Genomic DNA, 15042 nt, shown 5'->3' on the forward strand with positions numbered 1-15042 from the left:
ATGAAATTTTTGCTGGTTGTCTAGGGACAACCCTTAATTTGCAAAACCCTACCCTTGTTGTGTAAACGAGTGTAATTTTTATGGTATAGGAGATTATTATGGGATGCTTTAGACATAAAATGTTGACATGGGCGTTTGCCCTTGGACTTGTGGGGGTGACCCATGTTTATGCGGGTTCCCCGATTGTCAAGGTGGACTTCGACATGAGCGGGCGCAATTCGAGCGAAGTTACGGAGCCCAACTATATTCCGTGGGTGGTTTCGGGTGTCACTTCCAAGGACACGACCCTTTCGGGCGTAAAAATCGGAATCGCCGGTAGCAGAAATATTAAGGCCACCTGGTACAAGGCGGGCGTGCAGTCCCCGAGCTACGCAAAACTGGTTTGCGACGGCGTGATTATTGAAAACGGCGGTAACATTACGCTCACTTTCTCGAATCTTGCCGCTGGCTCGCACAGTTTGTTGCTTTATCTTAACGATGTCAGCGGTACGGCGACATCGAACAGCATCGATGTCTATGTGAATAACTCCAAGCAAACTTCCGTGAATCCGACGAACCGTGCGCTTTCGACATCCGAGGCCGCTACGGCGTATGTGACGTTCTCTGTAAGCGGGACTTCCGCTTCTACGGCAATCAAGTTGAATCTGAGCACGGCGACTTTGAATGCGTTTGAACTCGATGTTCCGAATGTGGCGGCACAGGCTTCCAGCCCTTCACCAACGGATTTGGATTACCACACCCCACACGACAATGGCGCTCTCACGCTGACCTGGACGGCGGCAAGCGGCGCGACCAAGCACCGCGTATTCTTTGGCACGGATTCTACCTCGGTCGCAAAAGCAACAACTAGCACGACAGCGATTTACAAGGGCGAACAGTCCGGCACGACCTACAAGGTTTCGGGAACGACTCCGCTTTCGACTTATTACTGGCGCGTAGATGAAGTGAACGGTTCTACGGTGACTCAGGGCAATGTGTGGAGCTTTAAGCCGGGACGTCTTGCATTTGAAGGTGCCGAAGGCTATGGCCGTAACGCTCTCGGTGGTCGTGGTGGCAAGGTGGTTTATGTGACAAACCTGAACGACGATGGCGCAGGCAGTTTGCGCGAGGCGTGCACGGCGGATATTGGCCCGCGTACCATTATGTTCAAGGTGGCGGGCATGATTCAGCTCAAGTCCCGCTTGGTGTGTAATCATAGCCAAGTGACGATTGCAGGACAGTCTGCGCCGGGTAAAGGAATTACCATTAAGAGTGCTCCCATCGGTTTTACCGGCAACGACATGATTATCCGTTTTATGCGAGTGCGTCTGGGATACGGTCAAACTTATGACGGAATGGGACTCACCGGTGGCGACCACAGCATTCTGGATCACGCATCTATCAGCTGGACCATTGACGAGGCGTTCTCTAGCCGCGGCGGCAAGAATATCACTCTTCAACGCACCTTGATTTCGGAAGCCTTAAACGTGGCCGACCACCAGAATTATCCGTCGGGTACGGGGCATGGATACGCGGCGACCATCGGTGGTGACATCGGAAGTTTCCACCACAACTTGCTGGCCCATAACGAGGGCCGTAACTGGAGTATGGGCGGCGGCCTTGATGGTAATGGTTATTATGCCGGTCGCTTGGATATTTTCAACAATGTGGTCTATAACTGGGAAGGCCGCGTCACGGATGGCGGCGCTCATGAGGTGAACTTTGTCGGCAATTACTACAAGGCGGGAGCTGCATCGCGCATCTTGGATTATGTGCTGAGTGCGGATCTCGAAGGAACTGGCAATGGTTCGCAGGCGTATTACTTCCACAACAATGTCTTGCAACTTAAGGATGGCTCGTTTAAGTGCGATGGTACGAATGACGGTAGCACATCGAATGGCGGGTCCGGAAAAGCAGACGCCTGCAAACGCTACACCCTGAATAATGGACAGAATCTCAATTGGAATGTGTGGAACAGCAAGCCCTTCTTTGAATCTTATGCGACCATCCAGGGCGCAAAGGCTGCCTATAAGGACGTGTTGAGCGATGTGGGCCAGCGTATGCCAATTTTAGACAACCACGATCAGCGTATGATTCGCGAAACCAAGAACGGAACCTATAGCGCCACGGGTTCCAAGAGCGGACTCCCCGGAATCCCTGACCGTGAAACTGATGTCACCGATACCGCGAATATCAAGGGCTGGGAACCGTATCCGAGTGCGAGCTGGGCAGACGGTTACGATAGCGACCTTGACGGTCTCCCGGACTGGTGGGAAAATATGTATGGCTATAATCCGAAATCCAAGAGTGGCGACTTTAGCGATGCGAATAAGGACCGCCTGGGTGATGGTTGGACAGAACTGGAACGCTACCTGGAGTGGATGGCTCGCGCCCACTATACTTTTGCAAAGGGTGAAACCCAGGTGATTGACCTTTCGCAGTTTACTGCAGGCTATGACAACGGAACTTACACGGTTTCCGCTCCGACAGGCGTGACTGCAACTGTGAACGGCTCCAAGATGACGGTCAAGCTTGCCGATAATTTCGGTGGCGTTGGCTACATCAAGTTTACGCTTAAGGACAAGGAAGGCGACTCCTTCGGCCGTTATATCGGCGTGACCCAGCAACTTGCCGCAAGTGCTACTACTCCCACAAGTTCTTCTTCCTCGGAAGCTGTTACGCCGGCATCTAGCAGTTCCGTGACTCCGGCTTCTGCTGCAGGAAGTGCCGACGGTGTTTACCAGGCCGAAGATGGAACGCTTGCAAATGACGCAATCTTTGAAGACCGCAACACAGGATTTGCTGGAACGGGCTATGTGAACTTTGCTGCAACCGCAGGCAGTTCCACGAAGATCCCTGTAACAGTAAAGGCTGCTGGTGAATACACCGTGACACTCACCTACGCCCTTGGCAAAGACGAAACACGTAAACTTTGCATTAGGGTGGGTGGTGAAGAAGCCGTACAGATGGAATTTGCCTCAACGGGAACATGGACTGACTGGAAAACGGTCGACATTACACTCAACCTTGTTGCCGGTGTGAACGAAATTGAGTTTGCTACCATTGATGGCGATGGGCCGAATTTGGATCAGATTAAGCTCACCCTGTCGGAAAATATATCATTTGTCGTGCCGAATTCTGTAGCAAAATTCCATTCTAGCGTTTCGAACAATATCGTGTTCATGACCGGGGTTCCGCAGAATGCAAAAATTACCGTGACTGATTTTAGTGGCAAAAACCTGATGACACAAAAATCTATCGTGACGACAAACGGCACGGCATCGGTAAGCCTCCAAGATTACGGCTGTGGCATTTACCTAGTGAATATTCGCAGTATTTATGGTAGTGCCAAGTTTAACAAGACCATCAAGGTTATGCGTAGATAAGTCGCAAATGGAACCTTATACACTTAACAAAAAAGGCCTAGGCTCGAATGAGTCTAGGCCTTTATCGAAAGCGTCTATTCTTTCCCGCCGACGGGGAAGAGGGCGAACTGCAGTTGGAAAACCTTGTCGCTGGATTCATCTTCTTCGGCGATGAGGGCGATCTCTTTGCGGAAGGCGTTGATGCGCTCTACGATGCGCTCGTAGCCCTCCTGGCTTATGCCGAGGGTGAGCCCTGAAATGTGACGCGTGCCCGGAGGGTCGCGGTCAATAGAATCGGCGGCGAGCTTTAGGCATTGCTGATGGTATCCGCGGAGCGCGAGTCTCGAAGTGCGGTCGCCGGTAGTGATGGCGTTTTCGGTAAGCGTGTAGTTGCCGCCCTTGTCTTTTTTAATGAGCAGGCAGTCTTCGAGAAGCTTTACGGACTTTTTTGCTTCTTCGGCGGTGATGCGGGGGTGTACCCTTTTTGCGAGTGTCTCGTAGTCACCGTCAAAACCGAACATGCCGATAAGGCTGCGTATGGTGAGGTGCCTCCAGTCTGAATACACCATGTATTGCGTGTGCCCGAGCAGGTGCTGCTTTTCGGCAAATCGCACGACCTTGAGTACGGCCTGCATCTCGTTAAATGCAGCGTTCCTTTCTTCGGTGGTTTCGGCCTGGTTGAACTTGACGAGGGCTATAAAGAATTCCGTCTCGTGCTTGCCGAGTCGAAGCCCGCTTGCAACTTTAGGAATGCTCTGGCTCGAAAGGTTCTTGTCGCCGTTCATGACGCGGCTGATGAAATCTTTCGCCTTGAAACCGATCTTGTCCGAGAACACGCGGAGCGAGAAGGCCGGGTTGGCCTCCTTCTTTGCGTTGTAGTAATCCTTCAGAAATTCCCGGTAGTCCAGGTATTCGAAGATTTTCTTTGTCGGTTTCGTGACTCCCATGCCATAAATGTAAGAAAAAAGCCTGTTTGCGGTGCTGGGCGATATATAATAGCGTTGTCCAGGAACAACGGTAAATTGGGGTCGACGGAAAAATTGGTGGCAAAAACACCCTTTTTGAGGTAGATTTTACCTAGTTCCCGCGAAAGTCGTGCAGATGTCTGCGTTGTCCGGGAAAGGGTGTATTATGTTGAAAAGGATGTTTGGAACCGTGGCGTGCGGAGTGTGGGTTGCCGTCGCGGCGATAAGCCCCTCCGAGGTGGTGTCGCTTCCGGGCGACGCCGCCTACGGTGGTGGTGACAAGGTGGGTTCGCAGCTGGTGGCCGCGACATACAATGCGGGTGAGGGTCCGGGTATCTGGATTGTGGCCGATGGCGGCTACAGGCTCTACCACAATGGCGCGCTCCTTGCCGAAGACAATCAGGCGGGCCGCGTGCGCTTTGTGCCGATGACCTTCTTGCCGGGTGAGAACGCGATTTCGGTCGTGGGCGTGAACGGCCAGGGTGCTCCCGGTGTCATGGTACAGATTGATGACCTCGACAAGTCCTACTATTCCGGCAGCGGCTGGAAATCGAAACCCGTGGTAAGCAACAACTCCTGGAAGAACAAGGGCCGCGACCTTAGCCAATGGGGTGGGGCGACTACCCTGAACTATGCGAGCAACAAGCTCCCGAGCGGGGCTGCCCTTACGGGATTTGCAGCGAATACGCAGGCCAAGTGGATCTGGAGCGGCGCGGAAACCGACCCGATGGCGGTTTTGCTGTTCACGTTCAACGTGAAGGCCGAAGGCTTCGGCGCCAATACCACCGGCGGCGATGCGGGTAACATCGTTATCGCGAGCGATACCGCCACTATTCGTAAGTATATGCAGAGTAACGATGCGGTGACAATCCTTGTGCCCGAAGGTACTTACGACTTCAGAAAGTTCGTAGATGCGGCCACATCTGCCGCCAATTCGGGATGGACTTGGTGCAAGTCTTCCTGTGGCAACACTGTCAATTCCAACAACACCTTTTACCGTATCAGCTTTACGCAGAACAGCTGTTCTGGCCTTAGCGAACAGACCACGATGGTGTCTGCGGGTGAAATCAAGAGTTGGAGCAACTGGATTACGACCAAGGGCAACAAGAGCCTCGTGGGTATGGGCCGTGGCGCAAATATGCGCGGTGTTTCGTGGTCAAACCGTTCCTACGAAGGTGCCAAGAACAACATTTATCGCAACTTGGCCCTTTACGATGTGAACCCGCACCTTATTGAGGGGGGCGATGGTCTCGAAGTGAGCGGCAGCGGCGGCAAGGAAGTTGAAAATATGTGGTTCGACCACATCAGCTACAAATGGATTAGTGACGGCATGGACTTGGAATATGTCAAGGGCATCACCGTTTCGTATCTAGACTATGATGGCAGCAACGAGTACAACTGCTACTATTACGATCCGTATATGCACCTGGTCGAAACGGCGCAGCTGACTTTTGCGAATGTCTATTGGCACAATTCTTTTGGACGCGTTCCCAAGGTGACGAGCGAGGCGGATGGTTCCTACGCCTCGATGGTCCACATCTACAATTCCTATGTGGATTACAACCACTGGCATGTGATTGATGCCTCCGGGAAAAGCGACAAGAAGACGCAAGTCCTTTACGAAAACAACTATGTGAAAAATCCGCAAATTCAGGTGGCCGGAAAGGATGCCTATTCCTTGATCAAGTTCAAGAATACGACGGTCACCGGAGCAAAGAGTTCCACCCCCTATAACAACAATGGAACATCTCAGGCGTCGGTGTTCAACGACAATGTCTTTACGCCTTCTTATTCTTACGAACTACGCAGCAATTCAAGCCTTCCTACCGACCTCCCGAAACTTGTGGGCGTGGGTGGCCGCTATGGCAAGATGCCCGAATACAACCAGGCTTTCGGACTGAGCAACAAGGCGGCGACGGTCTCGATGACCGCCCCTGCGTCGGGTGCGAAGTTCGAAGTGGGTGCGACGGTGACCTTGAAGGCCGACGCGAAGGATAGCGATGGTTCCGTAAAGAGCGTCGCCTTCTATGTGGGCAATACTTTGGTCGGCTCTGCGACAAGCGCTCCCTACCAGGTCAACGCGAGTGGGCTTGAGCCGGGCATGTATTCCGCAGTTGCAGTCGTGACGGACAATTCGGGTCTTTCGCAGATGTCCGCGTTCGTGACCTTCTCTGTCGAAGGGACTGCCTACCCTGAGGTTGTAAAGTGCGGTGGGGGTTCCAGCAGCCAGAGCATCAACCTGGGCGAACCGATTGTGGATTTCTGCTACACTTGGAGCGGCGCCGAGACGGTCGTGCCCCAAGGCTTCCCGGCGGGTGTTACGACTAGCATCGACAAGGAAAACCGCAAGATTTCTATCAGCGGTACTCCCACTGCGGCTGGCGAATACGCCTTCACCGTCACGGCCACCAACAATGATTCCACATTTATTAAGAGAGGTCGCATTGTGGTGACGGACCCGAACGCTCCTGTGTCTTCTTCAAGTGCTGAACCGGAGTCTTCTTCGGGTGAATCGGGCGAAGTCGTGGAATCCAGCAGCGGGACGACCTCTATCACCACCCGCGCAACAAACTTCGCGACCGAGGCCGAAACCGCGTACTACCGTATATTCGACATGCAGGGTAGGCCGCTCTATTTCGGCGACAGAATGCCCTCGCATATGCCTGCCATCCGCATCATCGTCGTAGAATATTCTCAAAAGGGTACGGTAATGCGTCGTTATGTACAATAAACCCTTCCATTTTTCTTGATTCTTATTTATATTGGTATTGATGAGATCCTGTAAGAATATCCTGGCTATGTTGGCGGCGGCTGCCGCCTTTTCGGGGTGTTCTTCTGCCGATAAGGTGGCGGGTAACAGTGCTGAGACTGGTTCTCCGGAACTTGCGGGAATTTTGGTGCTAAATGACGGCAAGCTAGCCGCCCATGCGCGTGTACAATGTGTGCCTGAAGGCTACGATGCTACGTCCGATAAGGCGTTGCCGACCGCTTTTTTAACCGAGACAGATGAGAACGGCTATTACAGCTTAGATTCTGTGCCCGATGGAACGTATGCACTAGAAGCTTTCCACGAGAAATCGGGCAAGCGTCTCTTGGTGCAGGGAATTAAGGTGACAGAAGATGATTCTGTGGCCGTAAGCGATACACTGCGTGCGCCGGGGGTGGTGAAGATTAAGGGGCCTGGTAGTCTTGAAGAGGGCGCAACGGGTGTTGCGACGGTACTCGGGACGACCATTCATAGGGCGGTGAAGGTTTCCCATTCCGTGATTGTGGTGGATAGCCTGCCGGCAGGTTCACTTAATTTGCGGGTAATCTTTGGTCGTGAGCAGCTTAGCCCGCTGACTTTTGAGAAGGTTAAAGTTGTAGCTGGTGATACGGAGACCGTTGTATTGCCGAGTGTGATTGAGCCGGATGCCGGGATTTCTTGGGATTCTGTTTCCTTTAACTTTGTAGCCCCGCTTGCACTTCCCAAGGGTACGGATACGCTGACATCTTTCGTGAGCAATATTCCGATTGCCATTCGCCTGACGGCAGACAACTTTCCCTTCGATTCGATTGCGAATATGAACGGCCGTTGGGAGGCCGTGCGCATATCGAAAAATGGCAACCGTAGCAAAAAACTTCCGATTTCGTACCCCGATTTTGATAAGCGTGCAAAAGAGGCTGTGCTCTGGGTGAACGTAGATTCGCTGAACGTGGGTGATTCACTGGAACTTTCTTATGATGGCTTGCAGTATTCCGCCTACGCACGGGATGTTTTTCCGACGAACCGAAGCTACTCTCTGGTGTGGCATTTTGGCAATGCCCTTTCTCCTGTTACTGATGCTTCCGAGTATGGTTATTTTGATGGAAGTGCACTTAGTTCTGTTTATTCAGATGCGTTCGTCGATGGTGCTGTGGGCGGCGGTATAAAATTTGATTCGGCTTATTACTTCTATGTTGACAATTCTGCGAAGCCCGACAGCGCACGTAAGGTGAACTTGAACTTTGATGGTAGTGGATATTTCTGTTTTTCGGTGTGGGTAAAGCTTGATGCAGTTGACAAGGAACAAACCATTTTTGAAAAGGCCAAGGAATACGCGTTGCGTTTTGATCCGGCCAAGGGCTTTGTCGTAGAACTATGGGTTCCTGGTGCGGATTCTGATTCTGTAAAATACGCTTGGGCGTCCGGTAAATCGAGTGTTAAGGCCGGCGAATGGACCTACATTGCATTTAGCCATCATACAAATTCTCAAACAAACTTCTACGTAAACGACCTTAAGGTTGAATCAGACCCAGAAGAAACGGCCTGGACGGATGCTCGTAATTTGACTGACTTTAAGGTCGGAGGCTTTGCCGGCGTAATTGACGAACTTATGCTCGGCGGGTGCTTCCGCGATGATTCCTGGACTCGCCTTACTTATTTGAACCAACGTCCCGATAATTACTGGCCTGTGGTTACGCCTAGATAGGCTTATAAGAACTGTATTTGGCTTTAATCCATTCAGGGCTACGTGCCCCCGTTTCTACGATTACATTGCTGATTGCGCCGTTCCAGGTCTCAGTCTCGATTTCGTTACCGCCTATGCGGAAAGGTACACTGCGGTTCAGTTTGTTGGGAACGAATTCCATTGAGAATTCGGTGCCGTTGGTACCCGTAATCGGGACGGGCTCGCCGTTCACGTACATGCTCACCAGGTGGTTCCTAGAAACGAGTGTCAAGAAAATCCATTCACCGACAGGAATAGAGGCCGAATCCCCGAAGTACACTGCTTCGTGCAGGGCAGGATAATCCTTTCGGGCCATGCCGGTTTGCCCGGCTTTACAATTTCTGTACCCTATGCGGGCAATTACTTGTTACGCGTAGGCAATCGGCTGGGCCGTATCATGGCAAGGTGACGGGAAAATCCCACTTTTTAGGGAGAGGAACGTGCCAGCCGTCCAAAGAGAATTGTATTTTTCTGTGCGGTACCGAACGATACCTTTAAAAATGCACAAACTGCAAAAAAGGTTAAATTATGCTTGATTTGAACACTGTCGATTGGAAGACGCTCCCCTTCGGTTATTACGATACCGATTACAATGTCCGCTGCTACTACCGCAATGGCAAGTGGGGCAAGGTTGAACTTTCTTCTTCCAAGGACATCAGCATCCACATGGCCGCTACTTGCTTGCACTACGGCCAGGAAGGTTTCGAAGGCCTCAAGGCTTACACGGGCAAGGACGGCAAGGTCCGTATTTTCCGCGTCGACGAGAATGCCAAGCGCATGCAGAACACCGCGAACCGCGTGCTCATGGCCGTGCCGCCGGTCGAGCTGTTCCGCGAGATGGTCCACACAGTGGTGAAGGCCAACGCCCGCTTTATTCCGCCGTATGGTCATGGTGCAACGCTCTACATCCGCCCGCTCCTCATCGGTACGAGCCCGGAAGTCGGTGTGAAGCCCTCCGACGAATACCTGCTGTTGATGTTCGTGACTCCGGTGGGCCCGTACTTCAAGGACGGTTTCAAGCCCGTGGATATGATGATTAGCCGCAACTTCGACCGCGCCGCTCCGCAGGGTACGGGTACGGTGAAGGTCGGCGGTAACTACGCTGCCAGCTTGCTTTCCCTCGCCGAAGCCAAGAAGCTCGGCTACTCCAGCACGATTTATCTGGACGCGAAGGAAAAGAAGTACATCGACGAATGCGGTCCGGCAAACTTCTTCGGCATCAAGGGCAAGACCTACGTGACCCCGAAGTCCGAATCCATCCTGCCGTCCATTACGAACAAGAGCTTGCAGCAGTTGGCTGAATACCTCGGCTACACCGTGGAACGCCGCCAGGTGCCCTTCGAAGAACTCGCTGAATTCTCCGAAACCGCCGAATGCGGTACCGCCGCCGTGATCACCCCGATCAAGAAGATTGTGGATCCGGTTGCCGGTAAGGAATTCACCTACGGTGACGGCAAGAATCCGGGCCCGGTCTGCACGGAACTTTTCACGAAGTACACTGCTATCCAGTTTGGCGAAGCGGAAGACCCGTTCGGCTGGACTGAAGTGGTGGACGTGTAATTGACAGTGGTGTCATCCTCGCGTAGGCGAGGATCTCCTAAACATGTTTATTTCCCGCAGTGCCTGCTGCGGGATTTTTTTTGACAAGGGAAAAACAAGTAGTATATTTTATAATGAACTTTTTGATGGGTGAAAATATGCTGATAGAAAAAATCAAATCCCCTGCAGATGTGAAGAAGATGGACGCGGAAAGCCTGAAGGCGCTCGCGGCAGAAATCCGCACGGCGCTTTTGAACAAGATTTCAAAATGCGGTGGGCATTTGGCTCCGAACCTCGGATTCGTGGAGCCGACCATCGCATTGCATTACGTTTTTGAATCGCCCAAGGACAAGATTGTCTACGACGTCAGCCACCAGAGCTATACGCACAAAATTTTGACAGGCCGCGCCGAAGCGTTCCTGAATCCGGAAAAATACTGGAGCGTTACGGGCTACACCGAACCCTGCGAAAGCGAACACGACCAGTTCATGATTGGCCACACTTCGACCTCGGTGAGTTTGGCACTCGGGCTTGCAACCGCCCGCGATATCAAGGGCGAAAAGGGCAACGTGATTGCAGTAATCGGCGACGGTTCCCTGAGCGGCGGTGAAGCGTTCGAAGGCCTCGACAATGCGGGCGAATACGCCACCAACTTTATCGTGGTCGTGAACGACAACGAAATGTCCATCGCCGAAAATCACGGCGGTCTTTACGGGAGCCTCGCGGAACTCCGCAGAACGCAGGGCAAGAGCGAAAACAATTACTTCAAGAGCCTCGGCTTTGACTACCTGTATGTAGAACAAGGTAACGACATCGAATCGCTCATCGCCGCGTTCAAGCAAGTGAAGGATTCTACAAAGCCCGTGGTCGTGCACATCCACACGCTCAAGGGCAAGGGTTACAGTTTTGCCGAAAATTCCAAGGAAGGCTTCCACTGGGCCGCACCGTTTGATATTCCGACCGGTGTTGTGAACTGGGGCAATGGAGAATCGTACGGCAACATTCTCGGCGAATACCTGATGAAGAAAATCAAGGCAGACCCGAAAGTCGTCGTGATTCATTCCGCGGTTCCTGCAGGTATCGGATTCTTTGCCGACCGCCGTAAAGAAGCGGGCAAGCAGTTTATTGACGTGGGTATCGCCGAAGAGCACGCCGTCGCTCTCGCCTCCGGACTCGCGAAGGGCGGCGCAAAGCCCGTGTACAGCACTCACAGCACGTTCATCCAGCGCACCTACGACCAGCTTTCGCAGGACCTGTGCGCGAACAACAACCCGGCAACGATTCTTGTGACCATGTCGGGCGCTGACGGCATGAATGACACCACGCACCTCTGCATTTTCGATATCCCGATGATGAGCAACATCCCGAACCTGGTGTACCTCTGCCCCACCTGCGTAGAAGAGGCAATCGCCATGATGGATTACGCCATTGACCAGACAGAACACCCCATGGCCATCCGCATCCCGAACGGAGTCGCACACCGCAGCGTAAAATTTGACACGGATTATTCCAAGCTGAATACATATAAGGTTGACAAGCGCGGAAGCAAGGTGGCGTTCATCGGTCTCGGCAGCTACTACGCCCTCGCTGAAAGTGCCGCGGCGGAACTCGCAAAATCAGGAATCGACGCGACCATCATCAACCCGCGATTTGCCACGGGCATCGACGAAGCTACGCTCACGGGATTGTGCGCCGACCATCAGGTCGTCGTGACGCTCGAAAACGGCGTGGTCGATGGCGGCTTCGGCGAAAAGATCGCCCGCTTCTACGGCAACAGCGACATGCGCGTGCTCGTGAAAGGCCTCAAGAAGGAATTCTACGACAAGGTGCCCTACGGTGAGCTCATGGAAAGGAACCGCCTCACGCCCAAGCAGATTGTGGAAGATGTGATGGCAGCGCTGAGGTAGGGCGGGCTAACGGAATTGAAAAACTCCCCGAGCGCTAAGGCCGGGGAGGGGTTTACTTGGTCGTTTGGAAAATATCATTCTAGATGGTTTCCGCGAGCTTTTGCATCTTCTCGAAATCGTGGGTAGGATTGTCGACCACTTCGGGGATGCCGAAAGCATCCTCTTTCAGCGTGAGGCCGTACAGCCCGATATCATCGGCAAGTTTCGTTCCTTCGTAAACCTGCAAGGGAAACGCCCCCACCTTCCCGACCCCATAGCTCTTGATAATCCCAATATCGCGAGCGAAGGAATCGTAAGTTTGCAACGGAAGCCCGTAAATCAGGGTGACCATCGTCGCGACGCCAAGTTCCCTACAACGGTCCAGTTTCTCCCGAAGTTGCGCTTCGGTCTTGTGGCCACCACGCTGAATAGTCTTGAGCACCGTCGGATCAAGGCTCTGCACGCCTATTTCGAAACTCACGTTCGAGTTCAGCGAAGCCTCTTCCATAAAGCGCTCTGTCAACAGTTCCGGGCGAATCTGCAGCGTAACCTTTCCAGTGAAACCGACCTTGCGGATCAGCTTTAGGTACTGTTCCCCGTGCCCTTCATAATCGTTGAAGAGCGGGTCCAGAACATTCAACTTTTTCACGCCGCGTTCCTTGAACAACTTGAGTTCGTCAAGATGACGCTCGTAATTGTCGATGCGGTACACCTTGCCCGAAAGCGTATCGCGATGCTTGCAGAAGGAACAGCGGAAAGAACACCCGCGGCGGGTTTCTGCCCGCACGGTATTGACGCCACCTTCAAGGGATATGGCGCCCGAAAGATACGGAGATACGAGTTCCCCGAACCTGGGTAAATCCATCACGCGGGCAACCCCCTGGTTGATATAGTGGCGCAAGTTCGCGAATATCTTTTCGCCGTAGCTGAGCGTAAACATATCCGCGAACGGAAAACGCCTGCGGAGTTCCTCTTCACTCCCAAAAATGGAGGCTCCCCCCAGCATAATGAAGATGTTCGGAACGCGTCGGCGAAGTTCCGCGCCAGCGAGCGCAACCATCTTCTCGCACCAGCCGAAAACGCTGAATGCGATTACGTTATACCCACCGATAAGCGCCCTAGTGACAACCTCGCTTGCCACGAGATTCCAGTCGATATTGAAATCGCCGTTCAATTTTTGAAAGCGATTCAAATCGCTAGTAAACACATCAAGCGTATCGCCCGCATTAGCCGGGCTATTCCGGAACGCGGAGACAAGGCAACTCGCGCCATAAGCGTCGTGCGGCTCGTTTTTGCGGCAGAAATTGCTGCCTACGAGCAATACGCGAAGCGGAGTATGAAGGAATGGGGGAGTCATGGGGACCTCCTACCACGGGTAAACGTTGCTAGTGATATGCCAACCGAGCTTTTCGGGGCACTCATAGATTTTAAGCCACCTTTGAGTTACATCCATCCTCGCCGATGCGCTGTAATTTGCCTCGCTAAATGTTGCATAGAGCTTCTTGAGACGCCCCCGCTTGTCGCGGCAATCACAGCGACGCTCTGCAACGGGAGCATGGCTAACCCTGCGCAGACGCTTCATCAGGGTGGCGGTAGGGATGGAGGAGAGGGTCTTGGTAATAGTCATTTTTTCGTCCTTTGTTGAGGTGTACGATGTGATTACGGCATTATTTCCGCGTTCTAATGAAAAATTAAGTGGCGCGAAAGGGACAAAAAGGGACAAACCCTTGGACCAAAAATGGCGATTTAAACCAAATTTCGCTATTTTTTTTCTTTTTTTTTACGAAAAAAAATTCCTGGGAATTTTTTTGTTTATATTAAAGACATGAAAAAACTGCTTTTTTCCCTTTCTCTTCTCTTTTTCGTCTGCAGCTGCGGTTCCGACGCTGCAGATAACGCTTCCACCAAACAGGCCGCCGAATGTAACTGCGATTGCGACAAGGCAGCGGACACTCCCGAAATCAAGAAGGACGAGTCTAAGTTGGGCAAGTTCCTCAAAGAAGGCGCCAAGTTGGGCGTCGCTGCAGCAGCCGGTGCCGCTGTCGCAAACAAGATGCATTGTGAACGTTTTGATATCGAAGTGGAATACCTCATGCTGGATGCATGCCTCAACAGCTGTTCGGGTGTAGCCGACAGGGCCTCCCGCATCAGCAAATGCGCTCGTGCCATTCAAGACATGGAATGTTCTGAGGGCCTCTCGCGCGGGGAAATCAGCCAACGCGTGAATAACAGCTGCCCCTTGCAGTAAATGAAAGAAAAGCCCAGACTCACTCCAGAAGAAGAAATGCTTGCCGCCGAGTGGCGGGAAGTCCGAAACGAGCTTTTCTCTATGTTCAAGGAAAAGCAGTTGGACTTTCGCAAAGCGGCAGAACGTTACGAGATTGAATTGCATGAGGACGACTTCGATTATGAATTCAATTATGAAAGAGTGAAGAAGTTCTGGAAGAAGCTGCCCAAGCTCGGCGCCTCCGCAGAAGAACTGAAGGATGACCATCCCGAGAAGGCGCGGCTTTCCCGCGCCCTGGAATACCTGAAGGCCGTTCGCACATTTCTCCTTGAAAAAGGCGGGCTTGTCGTTGGCAAGAAAGACAACGATTCCAAGCGTCGCCTCATCAAAGCCAGGGGAATTGATTTCTGGAATTCCTTCCATAAGCAGGTTATCAAACGAGTCGAGGACGAAGAAGCTGCTGAAGAGCAAAAGTGATGTTCTCAGAGCAAACGTCCTTAATCATCGTCGTCATACACAGGAATGTGGCCTATCCAACCACAGTAGGGACACCATACATTACCTTCGGAATCTGACGAAGCAACCCACCCGTGCCATCTGCAAAATTCTCGG

General features: G+C 52.5%; 11 protein-coding genes. 7 read left to right on the forward strand and 4 right to left on the reverse strand.

Annotated elements, in window-relative coordinates; all coding sequences use genetic code 11:
- Positions 1-98 precede the first annotated feature (98 nt).
- A complete protein-coding gene (locus IKB43_08390; protein ID MBR2470151.1) occupies positions 99-3365 on the forward strand; it encodes a carbohydrate-binding protein in 3267 nt (1088 codons plus the stop codon).
- 74 nt (positions 3366-3439) lie between these two features.
- Here the strand turns inward: IKB43_08390 and IKB43_08395 are convergent, their stop codons facing one another.
- Positions 3440-4291: a TIGR02147 family protein gene (locus IKB43_08395; protein ID MBR2470152.1), complete on the reverse strand. Its 852-nt coding sequence runs from the start codon at positions 4289-4291 to the stop codon at positions 3440-3442.
- A gap of 154 nt (positions 4292-4445) precedes the next feature.
- Here IKB43_08395 and IKB43_08400 point away from each other — a divergent pair, with 154 nt between their 5' ends.
- Positions 4446-7040, forward strand: a complete 2595-nt coding sequence (locus IKB43_08400; protein ID MBR2470153.1) for a putative Ig domain-containing protein — start codon at positions 4446-4448, stop codon at positions 7038-7040.
- Positions 7041-7080: 40 nt separating this feature from the next.
- Complete coding sequence (locus IKB43_08405; protein ID MBR2470154.1) at positions 7081-8760, forward strand: hypothetical protein; 1680 nt, start codon at positions 7081-7083, stop codon at positions 8758-8760.
- Here the strand turns inward: IKB43_08405 and IKB43_08410 are convergent.
- The gene (locus tag IKB43_08410; GenBank protein ID MBR2470155.1) at positions 8753-9094 is read right to left on the reverse strand and encodes a hypothetical protein; all 342 of its coding nucleotides are present in this window, start codon (positions 9092-9094) and stop codon (positions 8753-8755) included. The two genes, IKB43_08405 and IKB43_08410, sit on opposite strands and share 8 nt — an antisense overlap.
- Positions 9095-9315: 221 nt before the next feature.
- On the opposite strand from IKB43_08410, the gene IKB43_08415 reads away from it, so the two are divergent.
- Both IKB43_08415 and IKB43_08420 read left to right on the forward strand, forming a co-directional pair.
- Positions 9316-10338: a branched-chain amino acid aminotransferase gene (locus IKB43_08415; protein MBR2470156.1), complete on the forward strand. Its 1023-nt coding sequence runs from the start codon at positions 9316-9318 to the stop codon at positions 10336-10338.
- Between the two features lie 137 nt (positions 10339-10475).
- Positions 10476-12224, forward strand: coding sequence for a 1-deoxy-D-xylulose-5-phosphate synthase (locus IKB43_08420; GenBank protein ID MBR2470157.1), 1749 nt, complete (start codon positions 10476-10478; stop codon positions 12222-12224).
- Between the two features lie 79 nt (positions 12225-12303).
- Here the strand turns inward: IKB43_08420 and IKB43_08425 are convergent, their stop codons facing one another.
- The gene (locus IKB43_08425; GenBank protein ID MBR2470158.1) at positions 12304-13560 is read right to left on the reverse strand and encodes a radical SAM protein; all 1257 of its coding nucleotides are present in this window, start codon (positions 13558-13560) and stop codon (positions 12304-12306) included.
- Positions 13561-13569: 9 nt separating this feature from the next.
- Entirely contained in the window at positions 13570-13830 is a 261-nt protein-coding gene (locus IKB43_08430; GenBank protein MBR2470159.1) for a hypothetical protein, read from the reverse strand.
- 198 nt (positions 13831-14028) lie between these two features.
- Here IKB43_08430 and IKB43_08435 point away from each other — a divergent pair, with 198 nt between their 5' ends.
- Both IKB43_08435 and IKB43_08440 read left to right on the forward strand, forming a co-directional pair.
- Complete coding sequence (locus IKB43_08435) at positions 14029-14451, forward strand: hypothetical protein (protein ID MBR2470160.1); 423 nt, start codon at positions 14029-14031, stop codon at positions 14449-14451.
- Positions 14452-14907: a hypothetical protein gene (locus tag IKB43_08440; protein MBR2470161.1), complete on the forward strand. Its 456-nt coding sequence runs from the start codon at positions 14452-14454 to the stop codon at positions 14905-14907.
- The last annotated feature ends 135 nt before the right edge of the window (positions 14908-15042 follow it).

The organism is Fibrobacter sp., assembly GCA_017503015.1.
GTDB lineage: Bacteria > Fibrobacterota > Fibrobacteria > Fibrobacterales > Fibrobacteraceae > Fibrobacter.